This window comes from Streptomyces sp. NBC_01276 (assembly GCF_041435355.1).
GTDB lineage: Bacteria > Actinomycetota > Actinomycetes > Streptomycetales > Streptomycetaceae > Streptomyces.
Genome location: NZ_CP108442.1, coordinates 1,333,705 through 1,354,610 on the forward strand (window position 1 = coordinate 1,333,705; position 20,906 = coordinate 1,354,610).

19 protein-coding genes are annotated in these 20,906 nt (G+C 74.0%); 5 read left to right on the forward strand and 14 right to left on the reverse strand.

The window, feature by feature from the left end:
• Positions 1 to 48: 48 nt before the first annotated feature.
• From OG295_RS05570 to OG295_RS05600, 7 genes are all read right to left on the reverse strand, one after another.
• Complete coding sequence (locus tag OG295_RS05570; protein ID WP_371675831.1) at positions 49 to 2,106, reverse strand: SpoIIE family protein phosphatase; 2,058 nt, start codon at positions 2,104 to 2,106, stop codon at positions 49 to 51.
• Positions 2,107 to 2,347: 241 nt separating this feature from the next.
• Complete coding sequence (locus tag OG295_RS05575) at positions 2,348 to 2,824, reverse strand: DUF3574 domain-containing protein (RefSeq protein WP_371675832.1); 477 nt, start codon at positions 2,822 to 2,824, stop codon at positions 2,348 to 2,350.
• A 160-nt stretch (positions 2,825 to 2,984) separates the two neighbouring features.
• Complete coding sequence (locus OG295_RS05580) at positions 2,985 to 3,878, reverse strand: DNA-binding protein (RefSeq protein WP_371675833.1); 894 nt, start codon at positions 3,876 to 3,878, stop codon at positions 2,985 to 2,987.
• Positions 3,875 to 5,095: an MAB_1171c family putative transporter gene (locus tag OG295_RS05585; RefSeq protein ID WP_371675834.1), complete on the reverse strand. Its 1,221-nt coding sequence runs from the start codon at positions 5,093 to 5,095 to the stop codon at positions 3,875 to 3,877. Before OG295_RS05585 ends, OG295_RS05580 begins: the two co-directional genes overlap by 4 nt.
• Complete coding sequence (locus OG295_RS05590; RefSeq protein ID WP_371675835.1) at positions 5,092 to 5,682, reverse strand: toxin; 591 nt, start codon at positions 5,680 to 5,682, stop codon at positions 5,092 to 5,094. The genes OG295_RS05585 and OG295_RS05590 overlap by 4 nt, the downstream gene beginning before the upstream one ends.
• A 168-nt stretch (positions 5,683 to 5,850) precedes the next feature.
• Positions 5,851 to 7,038 carry an aromatic amino acid transaminase gene (locus OG295_RS05595; RefSeq protein ID WP_371675836.1) on the reverse strand — a complete coding sequence of 396 codons (1,188 nt, stop codon included), beginning with the start codon at positions 7,036 to 7,038 and terminating at the stop codon, positions 5,851 to 5,853.
• Entirely contained in the window at positions 7,031 to 8,029 is a 999-nt protein-coding gene (locus OG295_RS05600; protein WP_371675837.1) for a DMT family transporter, read from the reverse strand. Before OG295_RS05600 ends, OG295_RS05595 begins: the two co-directional genes overlap by 8 nt.
• Positions 8,030 to 8,196: 167 nt before the next feature.
• Here OG295_RS05600 and OG295_RS05605 point away from each other — a divergent pair, with 167 nt between their 5' ends.
• On the forward strand, positions 8,197 to 8,679 hold the full coding sequence (locus tag OG295_RS05605) for an Lrp/AsnC family transcriptional regulator (RefSeq protein ID WP_371681118.1): 483 nt from the start codon (positions 8,197 to 8,199) through the stop codon (positions 8,677 to 8,679).
• A 63-nt stretch (positions 8,680 to 8,742) separates the two neighbouring features.
• Here the strand turns inward: OG295_RS05605 and OG295_RS05610 are convergent, their stop codons facing one another.
• The 3 genes from OG295_RS05610 to OG295_RS05620 all read right to left on the reverse strand — a co-directional run bounded on the left by OG295_RS05610 (position 8,743) and on the right by OG295_RS05620 (position 11,583).
• Positions 8,743 to 9,261 carry an O-acetyl-ADP-ribose deacetylase gene (locus tag OG295_RS05610; RefSeq protein ID WP_371675838.1) on the reverse strand — a complete coding sequence of 173 codons (519 nt, stop codon included), beginning with the start codon at positions 9,259 to 9,261 and terminating at the stop codon, positions 8,743 to 8,745.
• A complete protein-coding gene (locus OG295_RS05615; RefSeq protein ID WP_371675840.1) occupies positions 9,261 to 10,679 on the reverse strand; it encodes a phytoene desaturase family protein in 1,419 nt (472 codons plus the stop codon). Before OG295_RS05615 ends, OG295_RS05610 begins: the two co-directional genes overlap by 1 nt.
• A 79-nt stretch (positions 10,680 to 10,758) precedes the next feature.
• Complete coding sequence (locus OG295_RS05620) at positions 10,759 to 11,583, reverse strand: inositol monophosphatase (RefSeq protein ID WP_371675841.1); 825 nt, start codon at positions 11,581 to 11,583, stop codon at positions 10,759 to 10,761.
• A gap of 169 nt (positions 11,584 to 11,752) precedes the next feature.
• Here OG295_RS05620 and OG295_RS05625 point away from each other — a divergent pair, with 169 nt between their 5' ends.
• Positions 11,753 to 12,763 carry a glutathione S-transferase family protein gene (locus OG295_RS05625; protein ID WP_371675842.1) on the forward strand — a complete coding sequence of 337 codons (1,011 nt, stop codon included), beginning with the start codon at positions 11,753 to 11,755 and terminating at the stop codon, positions 12,761 to 12,763.
• A gap of 152 nt (positions 12,764 to 12,915) precedes the next feature.
• Complete coding sequence (locus tag OG295_RS05630) at positions 12,916 to 13,215, forward strand: hypothetical protein (RefSeq protein WP_371675843.1); 300 nt, start codon at positions 12,916 to 12,918, stop codon at positions 13,213 to 13,215.
• A 103-nt stretch (positions 13,216 to 13,318) separates the two neighbouring features.
• On the opposite strand, the gene OG295_RS05635 is transcribed toward OG295_RS05630, so the two are convergent.
• The gene (locus OG295_RS05635) at positions 13,319 to 14,761 is read right to left on the reverse strand and encodes a serine/threonine-protein kinase (protein WP_371675844.1); all 1,443 of its coding nucleotides are present in this window, start codon (positions 14,759 to 14,761) and stop codon (positions 13,319 to 13,321) included.
• A gap of 175 nt (positions 14,762 to 14,936) precedes the next feature.
• Complete coding sequence (locus OG295_RS05640; RefSeq protein ID WP_371675845.1) at positions 14,937 to 15,443, reverse strand: hypothetical protein; 507 nt, start codon at positions 15,441 to 15,443, stop codon at positions 14,937 to 14,939.
• A gap of 273 nt (positions 15,444 to 15,716) precedes the next feature.
• Here OG295_RS05640 and OG295_RS05645 point away from each other — a divergent pair, with 273 nt between their 5' ends.
• Positions 15,717 to 16,451: a hypothetical protein gene (locus OG295_RS05645; protein ID WP_371675846.1), complete on the forward strand. Its 735-nt coding sequence runs from the start codon at positions 15,717 to 15,719 to the stop codon at positions 16,449 to 16,451.
• Between the two features lie 269 nt (positions 16,452 to 16,720).
• Positions 16,721 to 18,301, forward strand: coding sequence for an alpha/beta hydrolase (locus tag OG295_RS05650; protein WP_371675847.1), 1,581 nt, complete (start codon positions 16,721 to 16,723; stop codon positions 18,299 to 18,301).
• A gap of 120 nt (positions 18,302 to 18,421) precedes the next feature.
• Here OG295_RS05650 and OG295_RS05655 read toward each other — a convergent pair whose 3' ends face one another.
• Positions 18,422 to 19,438, reverse strand: coding sequence for a TIGR03842 family LLM class F420-dependent oxidoreductase (locus OG295_RS05655; protein ID WP_371675848.1), 1,017 nt, complete (start codon positions 19,436 to 19,438; stop codon positions 18,422 to 18,424).
• A gap of 58 nt (positions 19,439 to 19,496) precedes the next feature.
• Positions 19,497 to 20,897, reverse strand: a complete 1,401-nt coding sequence (hydA, locus tag OG295_RS05660) for a dihydropyrimidinase (protein WP_371675849.1) — start codon at positions 20,895 to 20,897, stop codon at positions 19,497 to 19,499.
• Positions 20,898 to 20,906 lie beyond the last annotated feature (9 nt).

Below are 20,906 nucleotides of genomic sequence, written 5' to 3' on the forward strand. Positions count from 1 at the left end.
GGGCACGGGCCCCGGGCGGGCCGATGCCCGGCGGCGGGGCCCGTGGTGTCAGAGCGGGCGGGGGCGGGCCAGCAGCACCGCCACGTCGTCCTGGGGCGCCGCGGGCAGCAGCCCGGCCAGAATGCCCTCGCACAGGGTCTCCAGGGGCTCCGTGGCCCGTCGCAGCGCCAGCGCGAGGCGTTCGAGGCCCTCGTCGAGGTCCCGGTCGCGGGCTTCGATCAGCCCGTCGGTGTAGAGGGCGAGCAGGGTCCCCGGGGGCAGCGGGACCTCCTGGACGGGGAAGTCCCGGCCGCCGGTGCCCAGCGGGGTCCCGGGCGGGCCCTGGAGGAAGGACACCGTGCCGTCGGCGGTGGCCACGGCGGGCGGCGGGTGGCCGGCGCGGGCCATGGCGCAGCCGCCGGCCGCCGGGTCGTGGACGGCGTACACGCAGGTGGCCATCTCGTCCTCGCCGAGGTCCGCGACGACGGCGTCCAGGGAGCGGAGCATCCGGTCGGGCGGCACGTCGTGGCGGGCGAGGGTGCGCACGGCGGTGCGCAGCTGGCCCATGACGGCGGCCGCGTGGATCCCGTGGCCCATCACGTCCCCGATGACCAGGCCGGTGCGGCCGCCGGGCAGCTGGATGACGTCGAACCAGTCGCCGCCCACGTCGTGGTCGCTGGCGGGCAGGTAGCGGCCGGTGAGCTCCAGGCCGGGGACCTCGGGGAGCGCGCTGTTGGTGAGGCTGCGCTGGAGGGTGAGGGCGGCCCGCCGCTGGGTGGTGTACATGCGGGCGTTGTCGATGTTGAGGGCGGCGCGGGCGACGAGTTCGTCGACGAGGACGCAGTCCTGTTCGTCGAAGGGCTCGCGTCCGCGCAGCCGGGTCACGGCGACGGCGCCGAGGACCGTGCCGCGGGCGACGAGGGGGACCATGCGGGCGCAGCCGAGGGAGGCGAGGTAGGCGCGCAGCTCGTCGGCCCTGGGGTCGGTGATCAGGGCGGGGACGTCGGCGCTGTAGAGGTTCATCGGGATGCCTTCCTCGATGACCCGTTCGTAGGCCGTGCCGGCCGGGATCCGGAAGGTCTGGCCGGGCTTGAGCCGGGCGGTCGGCGCGAAGGGGTCGGGGAAGACGGCCGCGAGTCTGCGCAGGAGCCCCTGGGTGGAGGCGCCGGCCTCGTCCGGTTCCAGTACCGATTCGAGGAGCTGTACGTCGGCCGAGTCGGCGAGCTCCGGCACCAGCAGGTCGACGATCTCCTGGGCGGTCTGGCGCAGGTCCAGGGTGGTGCCGATGCGGGTGCCGGCCTCGGCGAGGCGGGCGAAGCGGGCGCGGGCCCGTTCGGCCTCCAGCTGGGCCCGCTGGCCCTCGGTGATGTCGATGAGGGAGGCGATCACGCCGAGGGGGCGGCCGGAGCCGTCGAGCAGCGGGGCGTAGGAGCAGGACCAGGTCCGGTCGTGGTCGGGGTCGGCGGGGGTGCGGCCGGTGCGGCGGACGTCGACGACGGCGGTGCCGGACTCCAGCACCCGGCGCATGGTGGCCTCCAGGGCGACGGCGTTGACGCCGGGCACGACCTCGGTGAGGCGCCGGCCGAGGTGCTCGGCGGCGGAGGCGCCGTTCATCCGGGCGAGGGCGTCGTTGACGCGCAGGAAGCGCAGGTCGGTGCCGAGGGTGGCGAGGCCGATCGGCGACTGGGTGAACAGGCTCTGGAGGGCGGCGAGGGAGTCCCGCATGTGCAGGACCTCGGAGGTCTCGACGGCGATGAGCATGGCACCCGTACGGCCCTGCGGGTCGGCGGCGGGCACGATCCACATCTCCATCGCCACCCGGTGGCCGTCGCGGTGGCGCACGGGCAGGGTGCCGACGACGGTCTCCCCGGCCTGGACCCGGCGGGTCAGGTCCTGGGCGAGTTCGCGGTTGGCCTCCGGTACGAGGACGGTGTTGCCGGGCCGGCCGAGGATCTCCTCGGGGCGGTGGCCGAGCAGGTCCTGGGCGGCCAGCGACCACTCCACGACGACGCCGTCCGCGTCCTCCCGCCACAGGGCGATCGGCAGCAGCTCGCGCAGTACGCCCGCGTACCCGACGCCCGCCGCCGGCGGATCGGGCACCTCGCTCGTCGACTGGTACGTGTCCAATGCAGCGACCTCACCCCGGGGGGGTCCGATTCCTACCGATTCACCCTATCCGAGGGCTCGGCCCGGGGCGCTGTGTCCGGAGGGACCGGGGCATGACGAAGGCGATCCGCAGGAGCTGCGGTCAGGATCCCGCGCGGGCCGGGGCGGGCGGGGCGGGACCCGGTGGGCGCGAGGAGCCGCCGCCTCCGTCCCGCCACGTCCCGCCGCACGCCGCACCGCGGTCAGCGGGTCGGCCGGCCGGTCAGAAGTCCACCTGGGCGCGCACGTCGGCACGGCCGACCGACTCCAGCTCCCAGGTCTTGCAGTACAGGCGCCGGATGTACTCGATGTCGGCGTTGCGGGCGTGGGCCTCGCGCACCGGGTACATCACGGTCAGCTCGTACGATCTCTCACGGTTGATGTCGCCCTCCTTGTCGCGCCACTGCCCCCGGGCCTCCTGGAGGGTGAGCCCGGAGGGGAAGCGCGGGGTGATCACGTCGGCCACGAACTTCATGAACTCCTCTTCGGTGATCGGCGGGTTGCCGTTGTGGCGCCCGGTGCCGAAGTAGAGGTGCGTCGAGATGTACGGGCTGCCCTCCTCGGCGACGGTCTGCTCGCTCGCCGCCGAGGCCTCGTGCGTACCGAAGGCGGCCTCCGAGGCGGGGCCGCCCAGCGCGAAGAGGAGGGCCGCCGCCGCCAGGAAGGCAGCCGCGGGCGTCGAGATCCGGATGGATCGCATGTCGTCGTCCTGTCTGTCGGGTCGGGTCGGTTCTGTCGGGTCGGTTCTGTCGGGTCGGGTCGGGGCATGTCGTGGCGGATCGGGTCGGGTCGGGTCGGGGTGCGGCCGGTCCGGTCGGGGAGGGCCTGGTCCGGGCGGGGTCTCCCCGGTCCGGGCAGGCTCAAGCGGGCAGCGACTCCAGCAGGAAGGCCGCCGCGTCCCGTACGCCGCCCGGCGCGTCCGCGCACCCGCGCAGGCCCGCCGCCGTCCGGCCGAGGGTCTCGGTCGTGCGGACCGACCCGATGCCCGCGGCGCGCGGGGCCACCTCCGCGATCAGCTCCTCGGCCTCGCGCCACGCCCCGGCCCCCGCCAGGGCGGAGAGCAGCTCCGCCGTGAACAGGTGCCGGTAGGCGGGTCCGGGGGCGGTGGCCGCCTGGTGCAGCAGGGGGATGGCCCGGTCCCAGCGGCGCAGCCTGGCCTGGACCCAGCCGTGGTGACCGAGCAGCTCGGCCTCGTCGATCCACCAGGCCCAGTGCGGGTCGCGGTGCGAGACGCCGTCCAGGAAGCGGCTCCGGGCGCGGGCGATCAGCTCCAGTGCCTCGGAGCGCGCGCCGAGCAGGGCCGTCGCGTGCGCCCGGCGGACCAGGACGAGGGCGGCGACGCGGGCGGGCAGCGGGCGGGGCCCGCGCACCCGGTCCGCGCTCAGCAGTGCGGCGCGCGGGTGGCCCGTGTGGGTGGTGAGCATGCTGTGGTTGAGCAGGACCAGTCGCGCCGTCCAACGGTCGCCGCACAGCCGGGCGAGGGCGAGGGCCCGCGCGTTCATCCGGTGGGCCGGCCGGTAGCGGCCCGCGTCGAAGAGGATCCAGCCGATGACCTCGGACAGTTCGGCGAGGGCCGCGAGCCCGTCGGCGTCCCGGTCGCGCAGCGCGCCCGGGTCGGCCGACAGCTCCGGGATCCGCCGCACGGTCTCCCGTACGGCGGGTACGGCGGCGGTCGCCCCCCGCTCGGTGTCGAGGGCCACGAGGCGCCGTACGGCGGCCAGGGCCACGGCCGCGGACACGGCGGGCGGCGTCATGACAGCAGGCCGGCGCCGACCGGACCGGGGCTGCTCTGGCCGAGGGCGTTGAAGGAGTCCGCGACCCTGGTCAGCCAGTCCACCTCGTCGCGGAAGTCCTCGTACGGCGGCCGTGCCGGGATGTCGGACTCGGCGTCGGCCCGCTCCGCCCGCTCGGCCCGTTCCTCGGCGGGACGGCTCAGGACGGCGCGCACCTGGAGCGCCTCGCCCAGCGGGGAGGTGGGGTCCTCGGGGAGGTCCAGCGAGCGCGCGACGCGGGAGAACTCCGCCATCGAGAGCGCGGTGCGCAGGATCAGCTGTCCGTCCCGTATCTCGATCACGCGCCGGTAGAGGCTGTACTGGGGATCGCGGGGCGGCACCAGGTCGCCCAGCCAGGACCTCGGCGGGTCGAGGGCGATGTCGGGCGACGCCTGGTACAGCGCCCACCACAGGGGCCGCAGCCGCAGGTACGAGCGGTAGCTGCGGATCCAGCCGCGGGCGCGCGTGATGTGGATGCCCCAGGAGGGGATGGTCCAGCCGGCGATCTGCAGCAGTGCGCCGACGCTGCCGCTGGTCCACTGGACGGGGTCGAGGGCGGCCGCGTCGAAGCCCAGGCGCGTGCCCGCGATCTGGATGCCCCGGGTGACGCAGTAGACCAGGATCAGGCTGGCGCCGACGGTGACCGTGCGCATGCCGACCTTGAGCCACTGGCGGTTGACCATCCCGGTGAAGCGCAGCGACAGCCGGACCGTCTCGAACTGCCCGACGGCGCACACCAGCAGGTAGAACGACATGTAGAGGGCGTATCCGCGGTGCTGGATGCTGAGCAGGATGGTGGAGGTGGCCGTCTCGGAGTGGGCCACGGGGCCGACGACGAAGGAGGAGACCACCAGCACGGCCAGGGCCGCGCCGAAGACGAGGACGCGGCGGCGCGCCATCCGCGGGGCCTCGGCGGGCGGCACCGACCAGTAGACGAGGACCACCTGCTGGGCCGCGGTGAGCACGACCACCGCCGCCTGGGTGATCAGGGAGGTGATGTTCGGCAGCCCGAAGAAGCCGGAGATGTGCAGCCGCAGCTGGTCCAGGTCGACGAGGAAACTGATCCCGGAGCAGAGGAAGTAGGTGCACAGGGCCCACAGGGCGACGTCGCGCCGGCGGCGCAGCAGGTCGGGGAGGCGGTAGCCGAAGGCCGCGAGGCCCACGAAGGCGCAGACCCACGCGAGGACCGTGTAGATCACGCGGGCCCCTGGTCGGGTCGGCCGAGTCCGCTCTCGATGCGGGCCACGATCTCGGCGGCCTCGTCCGGGACGCCCCAGGCCGGTTCCGTCCAGCGCTTGGCGGCGCGGGCCAGGATCAGCGAGGCCATCGTCTCGGCCTCCTGCTCCTCGTCGTCGCTGTAGCGGGAGCGCATCAGCATGCCCCGCACGGCTTCGGGCTCGACGTCGGGCAGGAGCAGGCTCGGATCGCCCGGATCGTTCCGGTCGAGTTGCACCGAGCCGCTGTGGTCGAAAGCGATGTGGGCGAGTTCGTGCGCGATGATGTGTTCTTTGTGTGAAGGCGTCGCCGCCTGCTCGAACACAATGACGTCGAACTCATCCATTTTCAGCCAGATTCCGAACAAGTGCCGTTCGGGGAAAGGCGTCGCCAGCAAATGGATGGGACGTTGACGGCGCTCACTGAGGTGGCGCAGGAGTTCGTCGATTCCACAGCCGTGTTCCATGCCCCATTCCGCGAGCAGGGCCTCACACGTGTGACGGACCTTCTTGAGGCGGCGCCTGAGCCGCCTGTCCTCCGACGCCGGTAGGCCGGTGCCAGGTAACTTCATCCCTCAGTCCTCCGGCGAACCCAGCGGTCGGACAACGCGGCCATGATGCCACACGCCCAACTCCCGCCTGTTCGACGTACGTTCTATCCGGCCATTCCCCCCGGCATTCCGGCCGCGGTCCGGTGGGACCGCGGCCGGAAAGGAGCCGTGGCGCGGCGCGGGGGAACGTCAACGCGTCGCGAGAACCTCCGCTATGCCGCGCGCGAGACAAGGGATCCGGTCGGCCGGAATGCCCGCGATGTTGATCCGGCCGGCGGTGGTTCCGTAGATCGCGTGTTCCCTGCGCAGCCGGAGCATCTCCTGCGACGTGAGCGGGAGCATCGAGAACATGCCGCGCTGCCGGGCGAGCGACCGGGCCTGGACCTCGTGGCCGTCGGCGCTCAGGCGGGCGGTCAGTTCCGACCGGTTGGCTTCGATCCTGCCCCGCATGACGTCCAGTTCGGCCCGCCAGAGCGCCCGCAGGCCCTCGTCCTCCAGGACGGTCGTGACGACGGCGGCCCCGTGCTCGGGCGGCATCGAGTACAGGGTGCGGGCGGCGTTCTGCAGGGCCGTCTCGGCGTGCCGCACCGAACGGCCCGACGCGCCGAGGACGATGGCGCAGCCGGTGCGGTCGCTGTAGAGGCCGAAATTCTTCGAGCAGCTGACGGCGATGAGCATCTCCGGGACCCGCGCGGCCAGGTGGCGCGTGGCCCACAGGTCGGCCTCCAGGCCGTCGCCGAGCCCGTGGTAGGCGAGGTCGACGAACGGAACCCAGCCGCCCCGCACCGCCAGTTCGGCCAGCGCCGCCCAGTCCTCCCCGGAGGGGTCGGCTCCGGTAGGGTTGTGGCAGCAGCCCTGGAGCAGGACGACGTCGTCGCGTCCCGCCTCCCCCAGCTCCGCGAGGACGCCCGCGGAGTCGAAGCCGCCCTCGTCGTCGCACCAGCCGAAGGTGCGCACCCGGAGCCCTGCGGCCTCCAGGATCGGCTGGTGGTTCACGTACGCCGGGTCGCTGATCCACACCGTGGTTCCCGGGCGGGTCCGGCAGATCAGGTCGGCCAGCAGACGCAGCGCGCCGGAGCCGGCGACGGTCTGGACGGCCGCGGCCCGGTCGGCTTCCGCGCCCGGCCCCAGCACCATGGCGAGCAGGGCCCGGTTGAAGGCGGCGTTTCCGGACAGCCCCCGGTACTCCTTGGACTCCGAACGCTCCGCGAGGCGGATCTCGGCCTCCCGCACGGCGGCCATGACGGGGGTGCGGCCGGAGGGGTCCCGGTAGACGCCGAGGACCAGGTTGAGCCGCTCGGCGCGCTCGTCGGAACCGAACTCGTACGTCAGGTCCCACAGCGGGTCGGTGGGCGGCGGCGGGAGGAGCTCAAGCATCTGCGGGGACCTCGGGGCGGGGTTGGGGGCGGGCGGTGGCGGAACGGCGGTTGGCGAGCACGACGCCGGCGGTGATCAGGGGGACGCCGATCAGCACGGCGGTGGTCGGGGACTCGCCGAGCAGCGGGATGGCGAGGAGGACGACGGCCACGGGGCTGAGGCTGCCGACGACGGAGCTGCGCTCCGCGCCGAGCCGGCGGATGGCGAAGGCGTAGAGGAGGCCGGCGCACAGTCCGACGCCGAGCCCCTGCACCACGAGGAACAGGGCGATGTCGCCGCCCGCCGCGTGGGCGAGGCCGGTCGGGAGCACCCCGGTCAGCACCAGCAGGCCGATCACCGCGAAGGAGGGCAGGCACAGGAGGCCGATCGAGCCTACGGGGTCGAGGTCCACGTCGCGCAGGCCCACCGTGTACAGGGCCCACAGGCCGCTGGCCACCAGCAGGGTTCCGGCGCCCTCCAGGACGTCGGCGTCGACCGGGACCACGTAGCGCCAGACCAGGGCGGCCACACCCAGCGCGATCAGCGCGAGCCCGGCGATCTGCGTCCCCCGGGGCAGGCCGCGGCCCCGGGCGGCCATCAGGGCGGCGACGAAGAGCGGGACCATCCCGGGGACGATCGAGCCGACGAAGGCCGCCGAGGTGAGGGCGCCGCCGTGCATGGCGGCCAGGAAGAAGGGCACCCCGGCCCCGCAGATGATCTTGGCGGCCGCGCCCGGCCGTACGGCGGCGATCCGCCGGCGCCGACGCCACAGGGCGGGCGCCAGGACGAGCAGCGGGACCCCGAAGCGCAGCAGTGCCGCGTCGGCGGGGAGCAGCGTGGAGGCGCTCAGGGCGCGGGCGCTGAGCGCGAAGGCGGCCCAGATGGCCACCGTGACCAGCAGCGCCGCCATGCCCCGGGCCTGGGGGGAGAGCCCGAACCGGCCGGGGTGTCCGGCCGGCTCGCTCACCGTGTGGGGAGGCTCGGCCGCTCGGGTGGTGTTCGTCGCGACCAAGGAAGTGACTCCAGCCTCTGCTACACGGACCGGTCCGGTCCGCTCCCGGGCAACGCTAGGGCTTGGGGCGGGGCAGCCGATTGCCAGTTCTGCCGCTCGGACATACGTTTGGGGCAGAATCTGCCAAGGAGTGGCGAAGAACAGCCGAGGAGCGCCGGAACGTGGCCATGGACGCGGTCGATCTGCAGATCATCCGGGAGTTGCAGGCCGACGGCCGGCTGTCCAACCAGGACCTCGCCGACCGGGTGCGGCTCTCCCCCTCGCCCTGTCTGCGCCGCGTCCGCCGGCTGGAGGAGGCGGGCCTGATCCGCGGCTACACGGCGATGGTCGACCAGGTCGCCTTCGGGCTGCCGATCACCGTCTTCGTCCGTATCCGCCTGGAGCGGCACACGGCGGAGGCGGTCCGGCTCTTCGAGGAGCACGTCGCGGTCATCGAGCACATCCAGGACTGCTACCTGATGGCGGGCAGCAGCGACTACCTGCTGCGGGTGGTCATCGAGGACCTGGAGGCCTACGAATCCCTGGTGCGCCACCGGATCCACGCCATCCCGGGGATCGCCTCGATCGAGTCGAGTTTCGCGTTCGGCAGCGTGAAGCAGTCCCGCACCTACCCCCGCCCCACCCCGGGGAGCTCGGCGCGCCGCCTCTGACCGGGGCCCGAGGGGGGCTCTGACCGGGGCGCGAGGGAGCCTACGGCCGGGGCGCGAGGGAGCCTACGACGCCGCCGCGACCGCCGCCGCGAAGGCGGCGTGGGCCGCCGCGTCGAAGAGCACGAAGCGGACCTCCTCGACCCGGGTCGGGGCAGCCCGTACGGTCTCCACCGCGATCCGGGCCCCGTCGTCCATCGGCCAGCCGTAGATCCCGGTGGAGATCGCGGGGAACGCGACCGTACGCGCACCCAGCTCGTCGGCGACCCGCAGCGACTCCCGGTAGCAGGAGGCCAGCAGCTCCGAGCGGTCCTCGTCCCGCGACCAGACCGGGCCGACGGTGTGGATGACGTGCTCCGCCGGGAGGCGGCCCGCCGTGGTGGCGACCGCGCGGCCGGTCGGGAGGCCCTTGCCGTAGTGGGAGCGCCTCAGGTCCTCGCAGGCGGCGAGGATCTCCGGGCCGCCGCGCCGGTGGATGGCGCCGTCCACTCCCCCGCCGCCGAGCAGCGAGGAGTTCGCGGCGTTGACGACCGCGTCCGCCTCCTCTGCGGTGATGTCTCCCTGGACGAGGATGATGCGCACCATCACGAGGCCTTTCGCAGGTGCCGCCAGACGGCCTTGGCGGCGTTGTGGCCGGACATCCCGTGGACGCCCGGGCCCGGCGGGGTCGCCGAGGAGCAGAGGAACACGGCCGGGTGGGCCGTGGCGTACGGGAACAGGGTGACCTTCGGCCGGAGCAGGAGCTGGAGGCCGGAGGCGGCGCCGCAGGCGATGTCCCCGCCGACGTAGTTGGGGTTGCGGGCGGCGAGCTGCGGCGGTCCGGCCGTGGCGCGGGCCAGCACCAGGTCGCGGAAGCCCGGGGCGAAGCGCTCCAGCTGCCGCTCGACGGCCTCGGTGAGGTCTCCGTCCCAGCCCGCGGGCACGTGCCCGTAGGCCCAGAACACGTGCTTGCCGCTCGGGGCCCGGCCAGGGTCGACCAGGCTGGGCTGCGCGGTGATGAGGAAGGGGCTGCGGGGGGCCCGGCCGCCGCAGGCCAGCTGGAGGGCGGCGTCGATGTCGCGGCTGCCGGGGCCGATCTGCACGGTGCCGGCCCGGCGGGGGGCCTCGGCGGTCCAGGGCACCGGGCCGTCGAGCGCGTAGTCGAGCTTGAACGCGGCGGCGCCGTACCGGTAACCGTCGTACGCGCGGCCGAGGCGGGCGATCCGGGCCAGGGCGGTCGGCGAGGTGTCGAAGACGTACGCGCGGGCGGGCGGCAGGTCGTCGAGCCGCTTGACCTCGAAGCCGGTGTGCACGGTGCCGCCGAGGTCCGCCAGGTACCCGGCGAGCGCGTCGGAGACCGACTGCGAGCCGCCGCGCGCCATCGGCCAGCCGCCCGCGTGCGCGGCCAGCGCGAAGACGAGGCCGACCGCGCCGGTCCCGATCCCGCTCAGCGGGGCGATGACGTGAGCCACGAGCCCGGCGAACAGGGCACGCGCGCGGTCGTCGCGGAAGCGGCGCAGCAGCCAGGTGGAGGGCGGCAGCCCGGCCAGGCCGAAGCGGGCCAGGGTCAGCGGGTCCCGGGGCAGGGCGGTGGACGGCAGGGACATGAAGTCCCGTGCGAGGGTGTCCCATTTGCCGAGGTACGGCTGGACGAGACGGCGGTACGCGCCCGCGTCGCGGGGCCCGAGGGAGGCCGCGGTCTCGGCGACGGAGCGGGAGAGCACCGCGGCCGTGCCGTCGTCGAAGGGGTGCGCCATGGGCAGCGGGGCGTGCAGCCACTCCAGCCCGTAGCGCTTCAGCGGCATCGTCGCGAAGACCGGGGAACCGGCGCCCAGCGGGTGCACCGCCGAGCAGGGGTCGTGGCGGAAGCCGGGGAGGGTGAGCTCCTCGGTGCGGGCCCCGCCCCCGATGCCGTCCGCCGCCTCGAACACGGCAACGGAGCAGCCCCGGCGGGCCAGTTCGACCGCGGCCGTCAGGCCGTTGGGCCCCGCCCCCACCACGACTGCGTCGAGAATCGACGGCACTGACAGCTCCTTCGTCCGGCGGCGGCCTCCGCTCCCAGGATATTCCGCCCGTCCATACGGGCCCCGCGCGCCCGCGCGCCTACGCCCCCCGCAGCAACTCGCGGATCCGTACGGCGGTGGCCTCGTCGCGCCCCACCGCGAAGGGCAGGGCGTTGTCCCGGTCCACCCGGAAGGGGACGCCGTCGACGGTGGACTGGGCGCCGCCCGCCTCGGCGACCAGCAGCAGCCCGGCCGCGTGGTCCCAGGCCGAGGGCCAGGTGAACGCCAGGCCGTCCATCTCGCCCCGGGCCACCTTGAGGTACTCCAGGCCGGCCGAACCGCAGGGCCGGGCGGCGACGCCGGGCACGTCGAGCCGGGCCAGGGTCCGCCTGTCCTCCTCGGAGGTGTACAGCGGATGCGCCATCGCGACCCGGAGCACGGCGCCGGGCTCCGGCGAACCGGCGTGGATCCGCTCGCCGTTGACGTACGCGCCCTGCCCGCGCACGGCGGTGGCGAGCTCGTCCAGCACCGGCGCGAAGGTCCAGGAGGCGAGTATCTCGCCGCGGTGGGCCAGCGCGACCAGGGTGCAGAAGGCGGGGTCGCCGCCCACGAACTGGCGGGTGCCGTCGACGGGGTCGACGATCCAGACGGGCGCGTCGGCGCGGAGCGCGGCGTAGACGCCCGGGTCGGCGTGGACGGCTTCCTCGCCTACCACGGCCGAGCCGGGCAGCAACCGGGTCAGCGAGGCGGTCAGGTGCTCCTCCGCCAGCCGGTCGGCGATGGTCACCAGGTCGTGGGGGCCGCTCTTCTGGTCGACCTCGTGCCGGGCGAGCTGCCGGAATCTCGGTATGATCTCCACCGCCGCCGCCTTGCGGACGGCTTCTTCGACGGCGGACAGGTCACGGGCCAGAAATTCATCGATCATGCCTCCAGCAAAGCACGCCCCGCCGACAATCCCCACCGACAATGCGGGTCGCCCGACCGCACACCTCGTGGACTGCGGGTGAACCCGGCCGGCGAGGGCCGGGTCGAGGGACGCCGGAGCCCCGGTGGAGCGGCCGCTCACCACCCCGGTTCCTGGGTAGGGCCCGGGGATGAGCTACGTACGCCCCGCCAAGGGGTACTCCCGCGACAGCCGCTACATCACCACCCGGATCACCGCCGACGGCCGCGACGGCTTCCCGGTGGAGCCCGGTCGCTACCGTCTCGTGGTGAGCCGCGCCTGCCCCTGGGCACAGCGCGCGATGATCGTCCGACGGCTCCTCGGGCTGGAGGAGGCCCTGCCCATGGCCGTCGCCGGACCGACGCACGACAAGCGCAGCTGGACCTTCGACCTCGACCCGCAGGGCCGCGACCCGGTGCTGGGGATAGAGCGGCTCCAGGAGGCGTACTTCGCCCGCGACCCGGACTACGACCGGGGCATCACCGTGCCCGCGATCGTGGACGTGCCGAGCGGCGAGGTGGTCACCAACGACTACGCGCAGATCACCGTCGACATGTCGCTGGAGTGGACGGCGTACCACCGCGACGGGGCACCGGACCTGTACCCGGCCGCGCTCCGGCCCGAGATCGACGCGGTGAACGAGGAGGTCTACACGGACGTCAACGACGGGGTCTACCGCACCGGGTTCGCCAAGTCGCAGGAGGCGTACACGGCTGCGTACGAGCGGCTCTTCGCCCGTCTCGACCGGCTCTCCGAGCGGCTGGAGCGGTCGCGCTACCTCGTCGGCGAGACGATCACCGAAGCGGACGTACGGCTGTTCACCACGCTGGTGCGCTTCGACGCCGTCTACCACGGCCACTTCAAGTGCAACCGGCAGAAGCTCTCGGAGATGCCGGTGCTGTGGGCGTACACCCGGGACCTGTTCCAGACGCCCGGCTTCGGGGACACGGTCGACTTCGACCACATCAAGAAGCACTTCTACCTCGTCCACAGCCACATCAACCCGTCCGGGATCGTTCCCGACGGCCCCGACCCGTCGGGCTGGCTCGAACCGCACGGCCGGGCGGCGCTGGGCGGACGCCCCTTCGGGGACGGCACCCCGCCCGCGCCCCCCTCCCCCGCCGAGGCGGTCCCGCACCGGCGCGCCCCGTCGCACCCCTGACACGACCGCGGCGGGCGGGGGCGGGCGGCCCCGGCCCCGCCCGCCCGGGGCCGGGGCCGCCCCGCGGCGGGGAAATTGCCCGGCCCGTGTCGGTGGCGGATGCGAGGATCGGCGCGGCGCCGGGCATCCGGCCGCACTGGAGGGGGACGGGCATGGACAGCCGGAACACGTACGAATGGCCGCGAGAAGCGACCGGCACGGACGCAACGACGCTGGAGGGGTGGCTGGCCGGCCACGGCTGGGAGGTCGACCCGACCGTCTTCATGGCCGGCGCGCGCGGGCCGGCGGTCCAGATCCGGCGGATCGGCGCGGCCTGGCAGGACGGTGAGCCCGGCCTGCTGGTCCTGCCCGGAGAAACGGTGGAGTTCGACGGGACCCGGATGCGCGCCGCACGGGGCCCGGTGCCCGCGGCGACCGCAGCCCCGTGGCCCACGGCGACCGCAGCCCTGTAGCCCGCGGCGGGCGCAGCCCCGTAGCCCGCGGCGGGCGCGTCGCCCCGTTCGGCGCCCCGGCGCCGCGCGCGGCTGCCCCGGTCCACCGAGGAGAGCGGGCTGCTCATCCACCCTCCGGGCGAACCCGTGGAGCGGGGCGGCGGAGGAGGCTCCGGCGAGACGCCGGGGGCCGACGGGGGCTGGGCGTCGGCGTCCGGTGCAGCAGGGAGTAACCCGCCACCAGCCCCACCAGCCACAACAGCCACACCCCGATCATGGGGGTCACGTGGAAGAGGTGCTCGGGGTGTTCGGGCTCGTCCGGGGCCGGGGGCGAGGCCCCCAGGGCGGCCCAGTACGTCGGGGACAGTGCGAGGGCCGCGCACCACAGGACGGCCGCGACGCGGAGCGCGAGGACGACGGCCCTCGTCCCCAGACCGCCGGAGTGGACGAGCAGCGGCCTCGCCGCGGCCACGACGACGACCGCGGCCGTGCCCAGCAGGTAGACCGACATGAAGATCCAGTCGGCCCGGTCCCAGAACCGGAGGTCCCCCCGTGGGACGCCGAGGTGCCACGGGAACAGCATTCGGCCCGTCAGCGTCTCGACCGCCGCCGGCGTCCCCGTCTCCCGGTCCGTCCAGACCTCCGACAGCAGGGGCAGGAACAGCGCCCCCGCGAGGAGCACCGCCATGGCGAGCACCCGGACCCAGTGGCCCCACGGGACGCCTTTCGGTACCGCGATCGCCTGACGGCCCACGGGCACCCCTTCGAGGGCCGCCTCGGCCTGCGGGATGGTCGGCCGCGCGTCGGGGTCCTTGTCCAGGAGCCGCAGGATCAGCGCGGCCAGGTGCCCGGCGTTCTTCGGCGGCGCGGGTTCCTCGGAGGCGACGGCGTTCATCGTGGAGAGCACGGAGCCGCGCCGGAACGGTGACACGCCCTCGACCGCCTCGTACAGGCTGGCTCCCAGCGAGAACAGGTCACCGGCCGGGCGTTCGTCGTCCCGGAACCGCTCGGGCGCGATGTACTCCGCGGTGCCCACCAGCGCCCCGGCGGCGGTGAGCCTGGTGTCCATGCTGTGCTTCGCGATGCCGAAGTCGGTGAGGAGCACGTGGCCGGTCCGGTCGATCATGATGTTGGCCGGCTTCACGTCCCGGTGCACGATTCCGGCCCGGTGGGCGGCCTTCAGCGCCGCCAGCACCCCGGCCGCGACCGTGTGCGCCAGCTGGGTGGTGAGGAGGCCCGACTCCAGCATCCGGGCGAGGGACTGACCCTCGACCAGGTCCATCACCATCCACGGCATGCCGTCGTGCTCGGCGACGTCGTGCACGGCGACGATGTTCGGATGGTGGCGCAGGGCGACGGCGTGCCGGGCCTCCTTCCGCGCGTACGCCAGGGCCTGCTGCCGCTGCTCCGCGGAGGCGTGCGGGCTCACGGTCACCTGCTTGACCGCGACCTCCACCCGCAGGCTCTGGTCGAAAGCCCGCCAGACGGCGCCCATGCCACCGCCGCCGATCCTCTCCGCCAGCCGGTAGCGGCCGGCGATCAACAGGCCCTCCGCCGTCTCGCCCATCAGGCCTCGCCTCCGCGTCAACCGGCCTGCTCGGACCGGGGTTTGACAGCCAGGACGGAAAGTCTGGCATACCGCGGAGGGGCCCGGCGGCCGTTCCCCGTGGCCCGCTGTGCAGGCGATTCGGACCCCGCGCTCGGGCGGACCGCCCGAGCGGCGGTGGACCGTACGCGGTGGGTCAGGACTTCGGGAGGGTGCCGGGCAGGCCCGTGGGGAGCTTGCCGGGGTCGGTCTTCTGGTAGGTCTCGGTGCCGACCTCGGTCCAGGTGACCTTCAGGCCCGCCGCGTCGGCGGACAGGATCGTGCCCTTCGCGTGCAGGGCGCCCGCCGGGCACTTCAAGTCGAAGGCCTTGCCGTCGGTGGTGCCCTGGCAGGTCAGGCCGGTGGAGCCCTCGACGACCACGGCGATCTTGCCCTTGACGGTGACGACGACGGGCTTCGACGGGGTGGCCGCGGAGAGCCAGCTGCCCTCCACGCTGCCGATCTTGGCGTCCGAGCCGGTGGTGGGCGCGCTGTCGGGGCCGCCCGCCGTGCTGCTCGGCGTCGAGGCCGGCTTCGGGTCCTTCGCGACGGTGGCCTTTCCCTTGCCGGAGTCGCCGCCGGAGTCGCTGCCGCAGGCCGTGAGGGCCAGGGCGGCGGCGATGACGGCGGCGGCGATGACACCGTGTCGCAGGTTCTTGTGCACGAGAAGTCCCCCAGTGGAAAGCGAGTTGATCGAAAGAGCGTGCCAAATTACCAGGACGGGGTGAGCGGGCGGCGGCGCCCGCGTCACCGGCCGGTCAGGGGTTGGCCACAAGCAGCGGAACGCACGGGGAGACGGTGTGGTCGGTGAGGAGGATGGTGGGGGATCCGGATGGGTGAGGCACCTCCGCGTCGCGGGGCGGCCGACGTACGGCGTTGTGTGTGAGGGTGGCTGACGTCGGAGGTCACCGAGACGGGGATGAGGATGGGGACGGGCATGGAGACGATTTCGGTGCCGGAGCGGCTGCACGGGTACCCGGGCGTGGCGTTCGGCGGGTACGTGGCCGGGCTGCTGGCGGCGCGGGTGGCGGATGCCGATGCCGTACGGGTGGACTTCCGGCGGCCGGTGCCGACGGGGACGGCCGTGCGCCCGGTGGCGGCCGAGGGGGGCGGGGTGTCCCTGCTGGACGCGGCGGACACGCTGCTCGCGGCGGCCTCTCCCGCGCGGGCCCCGGGCGGGGCGGTGCCGCAGGTGCCGCAGGTGCCGTCGTGGGACGAGGCGTCGAAGGCGGCCGAGGCGTTCCGGGCGGACCCGCCGCAGGGGCAGGCCGACTGCTTCGGCTGCGGGCTGGACCGGACGCCCGCGACGGGGCTGCGGCTGCACTGCGGGCGGGTGCCCGGGCGGGACATCGTCGCGGCGGCGTGGACGCCGGGGCCGGAACTGGCGGGGCCGGACGGGATGCTGCCGCCGGAGCTGGTGTGGGGCGCGCTGGACTGCCCGGGGAACGCGGCGGGGCGGCTGCTGGACCACCGCCCGGCGGGCGCGGTCACCGCGGCGCTGACGGCGCGGTTGCTGCGGCCGGTGCCGGCGGCCGGGGGCGGCGGGCTGATCTCGTACGCCTGGCTGCTCGGCGGGGAGGGCCGCACGTACACGGCGGGCACGGCGCTGGCCACGGCGGAGGGTGAACTCTGCGCGGTGGCCGAGGCGTTGTGGGTGCAGCCGCGGGGGTGACGGGGCGCTCCGCCGGGTGGGACGGGGGCGGGTCCCGCGCCGTCGCGCGAAGCGGACCCGGCTGCGCCGGACTTTCGGGGGCTCGCCCCGCTGCCCCAGCGCCACGAACGCCGGTGGGGCCGGATGGTGGGGGCGGCCGGGACGGGGGTCCCGGGCGAGGGGGGTGGTAGGACCGGGGTCCTCGTGCCCGGGGGCGATGTGGTGGGCGGGGGCGGTTCCTAGCCTCGGGAGCGCGCCACCGACCGCATCCACCAGCCCGAGGAGACCCCGTGAACCCCCTCAGCCCGGCCGTGCGCCGTGCCTGCGCCGTCGGCCTCGCCCTCTCCGCCGGCCTCACCACGTCCCCCGCCCTGGCCGCCGCCGAGGCCCCCGCCCCTGCCCCTGCCAGAGATGGCGCCCCCGCCGGGCTCGGCCCGTACCACCAGCAGCGCCTCGGCTGGGGCAGCTGTGTCACGGGCCCCGACGACACCACCGGCCGGGACCTGGACAAGGCCGGGGTGCAGTGTGCGGACGTGACCGTCCCACTGGACTACGCCGACCCCCGGGGACGGACGATCACCGTCGCGGTGTCCCGGCTCAAGGCCACCGACACCCGCCACCGCATCGGCGCGATCCTGCTGAACAACGGGGGCCCGGGCGGAGGTGCCGTCGGGTCACCACCGGACGTGCGCAAGGCGATGAAGGACGTCGGTGCGCGCTACGACATCGTCGGGTTCGACCCGCGCTTCGTGGGCCGCAGCACCCCGCTGGACTGCGGCTGGCCCGTCGGCATGACCTGGTTCTCGGCCGGCGCCGGCCGGGCGGGGTTCGACCGCCAGGTCGCCCTCCAGAAGGGCCTGGCCGACAAGTGCCGCGCCAAGGACGCCTCGGTGCTCCCGCACATCAGCACCCGCAACACGGCCCGCGACATGGACGTCATCCGCGGCGCGCTCGGCGAGCGGAAGATCTCCTACCTGGGCTACTCGTACGGCACCTACCTGGGCACCGTCTACACCCAGATGTTCCCCGGCCGCTACGACCGGGTCGTGCTCGACGGGGCGATCACCCCCGCCGACTACCGCCCCCGGCTGCTGAAGGGCTCCGAACCCGAGAACGAGAAGGCCCTCTCCGACTGGGCCGCCTGGGCGGCCGAGCGCCACGCCGCCTACGGCCTCGGCCGCACCCGCGCGGAGGTGCTCGCCCGCATCGACCGAATCGCCGCGGCGTCCGCGCGGGCGCCGCTGACCCTCGGCAGCGGCGCCGATGCCTTCCGGATCGACGACAGCCAGGTGCCGCTCCTCCTGTTCACGGGCGTCTCGGACGACACCGACCCGGCGCGGGCGTCCTTCGGCGAGACGGTGTCCGCCCTGGCCAAGGCCGCGGAGGGCCGACCGGCCACGCTCTCGCCGCAGTTCGCCACGGCGCTGCGGTACGCGCTGCGCGGCGAGGGCGAGCCCACGGGCGCGCAGTCCGCGATCATCTGCGGGGACGGGGCCGCCCCGCGCGATCCCGAGGTCTACTGGCGGGACATCGAGCGCAGCCGCGCCGCGCACCCGCTGTTCGGACCGATGACCAACAACATCGGCCCGTGCGCCTTCTGGGACCGGCCGCGCGAGGAGCCCACCCAGGTGCGGCGCGACGCCCCGGTGCTGATCGTGGCCGCCACCGGCGATCCGCGCACCACGTACAAGAGCAGCGTCGCGTTGCACGACCTGCTGCCGAGCTCCCGGCTGCTCACCCTTGAGGGCGCCAATCGCCACGCCCTCTTCGGGCTCTACGGCAACACCTGCGTGGACGACCAGGTCAACAGGTACCTGGCCACGGGCAAGCTCCCGCCGAAGGACCGCACCTGCGTCAAGCAGGCCGGCTGACGAAGAGGCCGCCCGGCACAACCCCTTGAGCCCGCACCGGAAGCCGCCCCCCGTCGTGGGGTGAGACCCGATTTCGGGGGGCGGCTGACCACGCCGCTCGCGGGAGCGCGGCGCGGCGGGTCAGTCGCGTAGTACCGGGATGATGTGCTGCCCGTACGCGTCGATGGTGGCCTCCCGGGCGTCGTGCATGTCGTAGACGGCGAACTGGTCCACGCCCAGGTCGCGCAGGGCGCGGAGCTTCTCGATGTGGGCCTCGACCGGGCCCAGCAGGCAGAAGCGGTCGACGATCTCGTCCGGGACGAAGTCCGTGGACGGGTTTCCGGCGCGGCCGTGGTGGCTGTAGTCGTAGCCCTGGCGGGCCTTGATGTACTCGGTGAGGGCGTCCGGGACCATGCCCGAGTGCTCGCCGTAGCGGGAGACGAGGTCGGCGACGTGGTTGCCGACCATCCCGCCGAACCAGCGGCACTGGTCGCGGGCGTGGGCGAGGGCGGCCTCCGAGCCGTCGGCCGTGACGTACGCCGGAGCGGCCACGCAGATGGTGATGGACGCCGGGTCGCGCCCCGCCTCCGTCGCGGCCTGCCGGACGGCCTTGACCATCCACTCCGTGAGGAACGGGTCGGCGAGCTGGAGGATGAACCCGTCGGCCTTCTGACCGGTGAGGGCGAGGGCCTTCGGCCCGTACGCGGCCATCCAGACGGGGAGCTTGCCGTCCTTGATCCACGGGATGCGGAGCGGCTTGCCGTCGACCTCGGCCTCGCGGCCCTCGGCGAGGTCGCGGATGACGTCGATGGCCTCGCCGAGGCGGGCCAGGGTGTTGGGGGCCCGGCCCGCGACGCGCATGGCCGAGTCCCCGCGGCCGATGCCGCAGACGGTGCGGTTGCCGTACATGTCGTTGAGGGTGGCGAAGGTGGAGGCGGTGACCTCCCAGGTCCTGGTTCCCGGGTTGGTGACCATCGGGCCGATGTGGAGCTTCTGCGTGTTGGCCAGGATCTGGCTGTAGATGACGAACGGTTCCTGCCAGAGGACCGCCGAGTCGAAGGTCCAGCCGTAGCGGAAGCCGTTGCGTTCGGCGCGCTTCATGAGGCTGACGACCTGAGAGGCCGGCGGGTCGGTTTGCAGGACGAGGCCGAAGTCCATGGCGGCGGCTCCTTGCTGGGGAGTGCGGGCGGCCGGGGCGTGCGGGCCCCGGCGCCCCTCAGAGGTACTGGCAGGTGGAACGGTGGACGAAGGCCCCGTGGCCGGCCCGGCCGGTGTACTCGCGGCGGTCGATGACGAGTTCGCCGCGGGAGAGGACCGTGTCGACGCGTCCGGTGATCCGCCTGCCCTCGTACGCCGAGTAGTCCACGTTCATGTGGTGGGTCTCGGCGGAGATGACCTGCTCGGCGTGCGGATCGTAGAGGACGATGTCGGCGTCGGAACCCGGGGCGATGGTGCCCTTCTGCGGGTAGAGCCCGAACATCCGGGCCGGGGTCGCGCAGGCGATCTCGATCCAGCGGCGGCGGCTGATGTGCCCGTCCAGGACGGCCTGGTGCAGGAGGTCCATGCGGTTCTCCACCCCCGGCAGCCCGTTCGGGATCTTGGAGAAGTCGCCGCGGCCCAGCTCCTTCTGGCCGCGGAAGCAGAAGGGGCAGTGGTCGGTCGAGACCACCTGGAGGTCGTTGGTCCGCAGGCCCCGCCAGAGCGCCGCCTGGTGCTCGCGGGGGCGCAGCGGGGTGGAGCAGACGTACTTGGCCCCCTGGAAGTCGGGCTCCGCCAGGTTGTCGGTGGACAGGAAGAGGTACTGCGGGCAGGTCTCGCCGAAGACCGGCAGCCCCTTGTCCCGGGCGGCGGCCAGCTCCGCGACCGCCTCCTCCGCCGAGACGTGGACGACATAGAGCGGGGAGCCCGCGACCCGGGCGAGCTGGATGGCGCGGTGGGTGGCCTCGGCCTCCAGCAGCACCTTGCGGACCTCGCCGTGGTGGCGGGGGTCGGTCTCGCCGCGGGCCAGGGCCTGTTCGACGAGGACGTCGATCGCGATGCCGTTCTCGGCGTGCATCATGATCAGCCCGCCGTTGGAAGACGCCCGCTGCATCGCGCGCAGGATCTGGCCGTCGTCGCTGTAGAAGACGCCCGGGTAGGCCATGAACAGCTTGAAGGAGGTGACCCCCTCGCCGACGAGGTGGTCCATCTCCTTCAGGGTGTGCTCGTTGACGTCGGAGAGGATCATGTGGAAGGCGTAGTCGACGGCGCAGTTGCCGTCGGCCTTCGCGTACCAGGTGTCGAGCCCTTCGCGCAGGGAGCGGCCCACGCTCTGCACCGCGAAGTCGACGATGGTGGTGGTGCCGCCCCAGGCGGCGGCCCGGGTGCCGGTCTCGAAGGTGTCCGAGGCGGAGGTGCCGCCGAAGGGGAGCTCCATGTGGGTGTGCGCGTCGACACCGCCGGGGATGACGTACTTCCCGCTCGCGTCGATCGTGCGGTCGGCGGTCCAGACGTCCGCCGCGGCGGAACCGTGTGCGGCGAGGGCCGCGACGCGACCGTCCTCGACGAGGACGTCCGCGTGCAGCTCGTCGGCGGCGGTCACGACCAGACCGCCGCGGATCAGGGTGCGCGTGCTCAAGGAACTCCC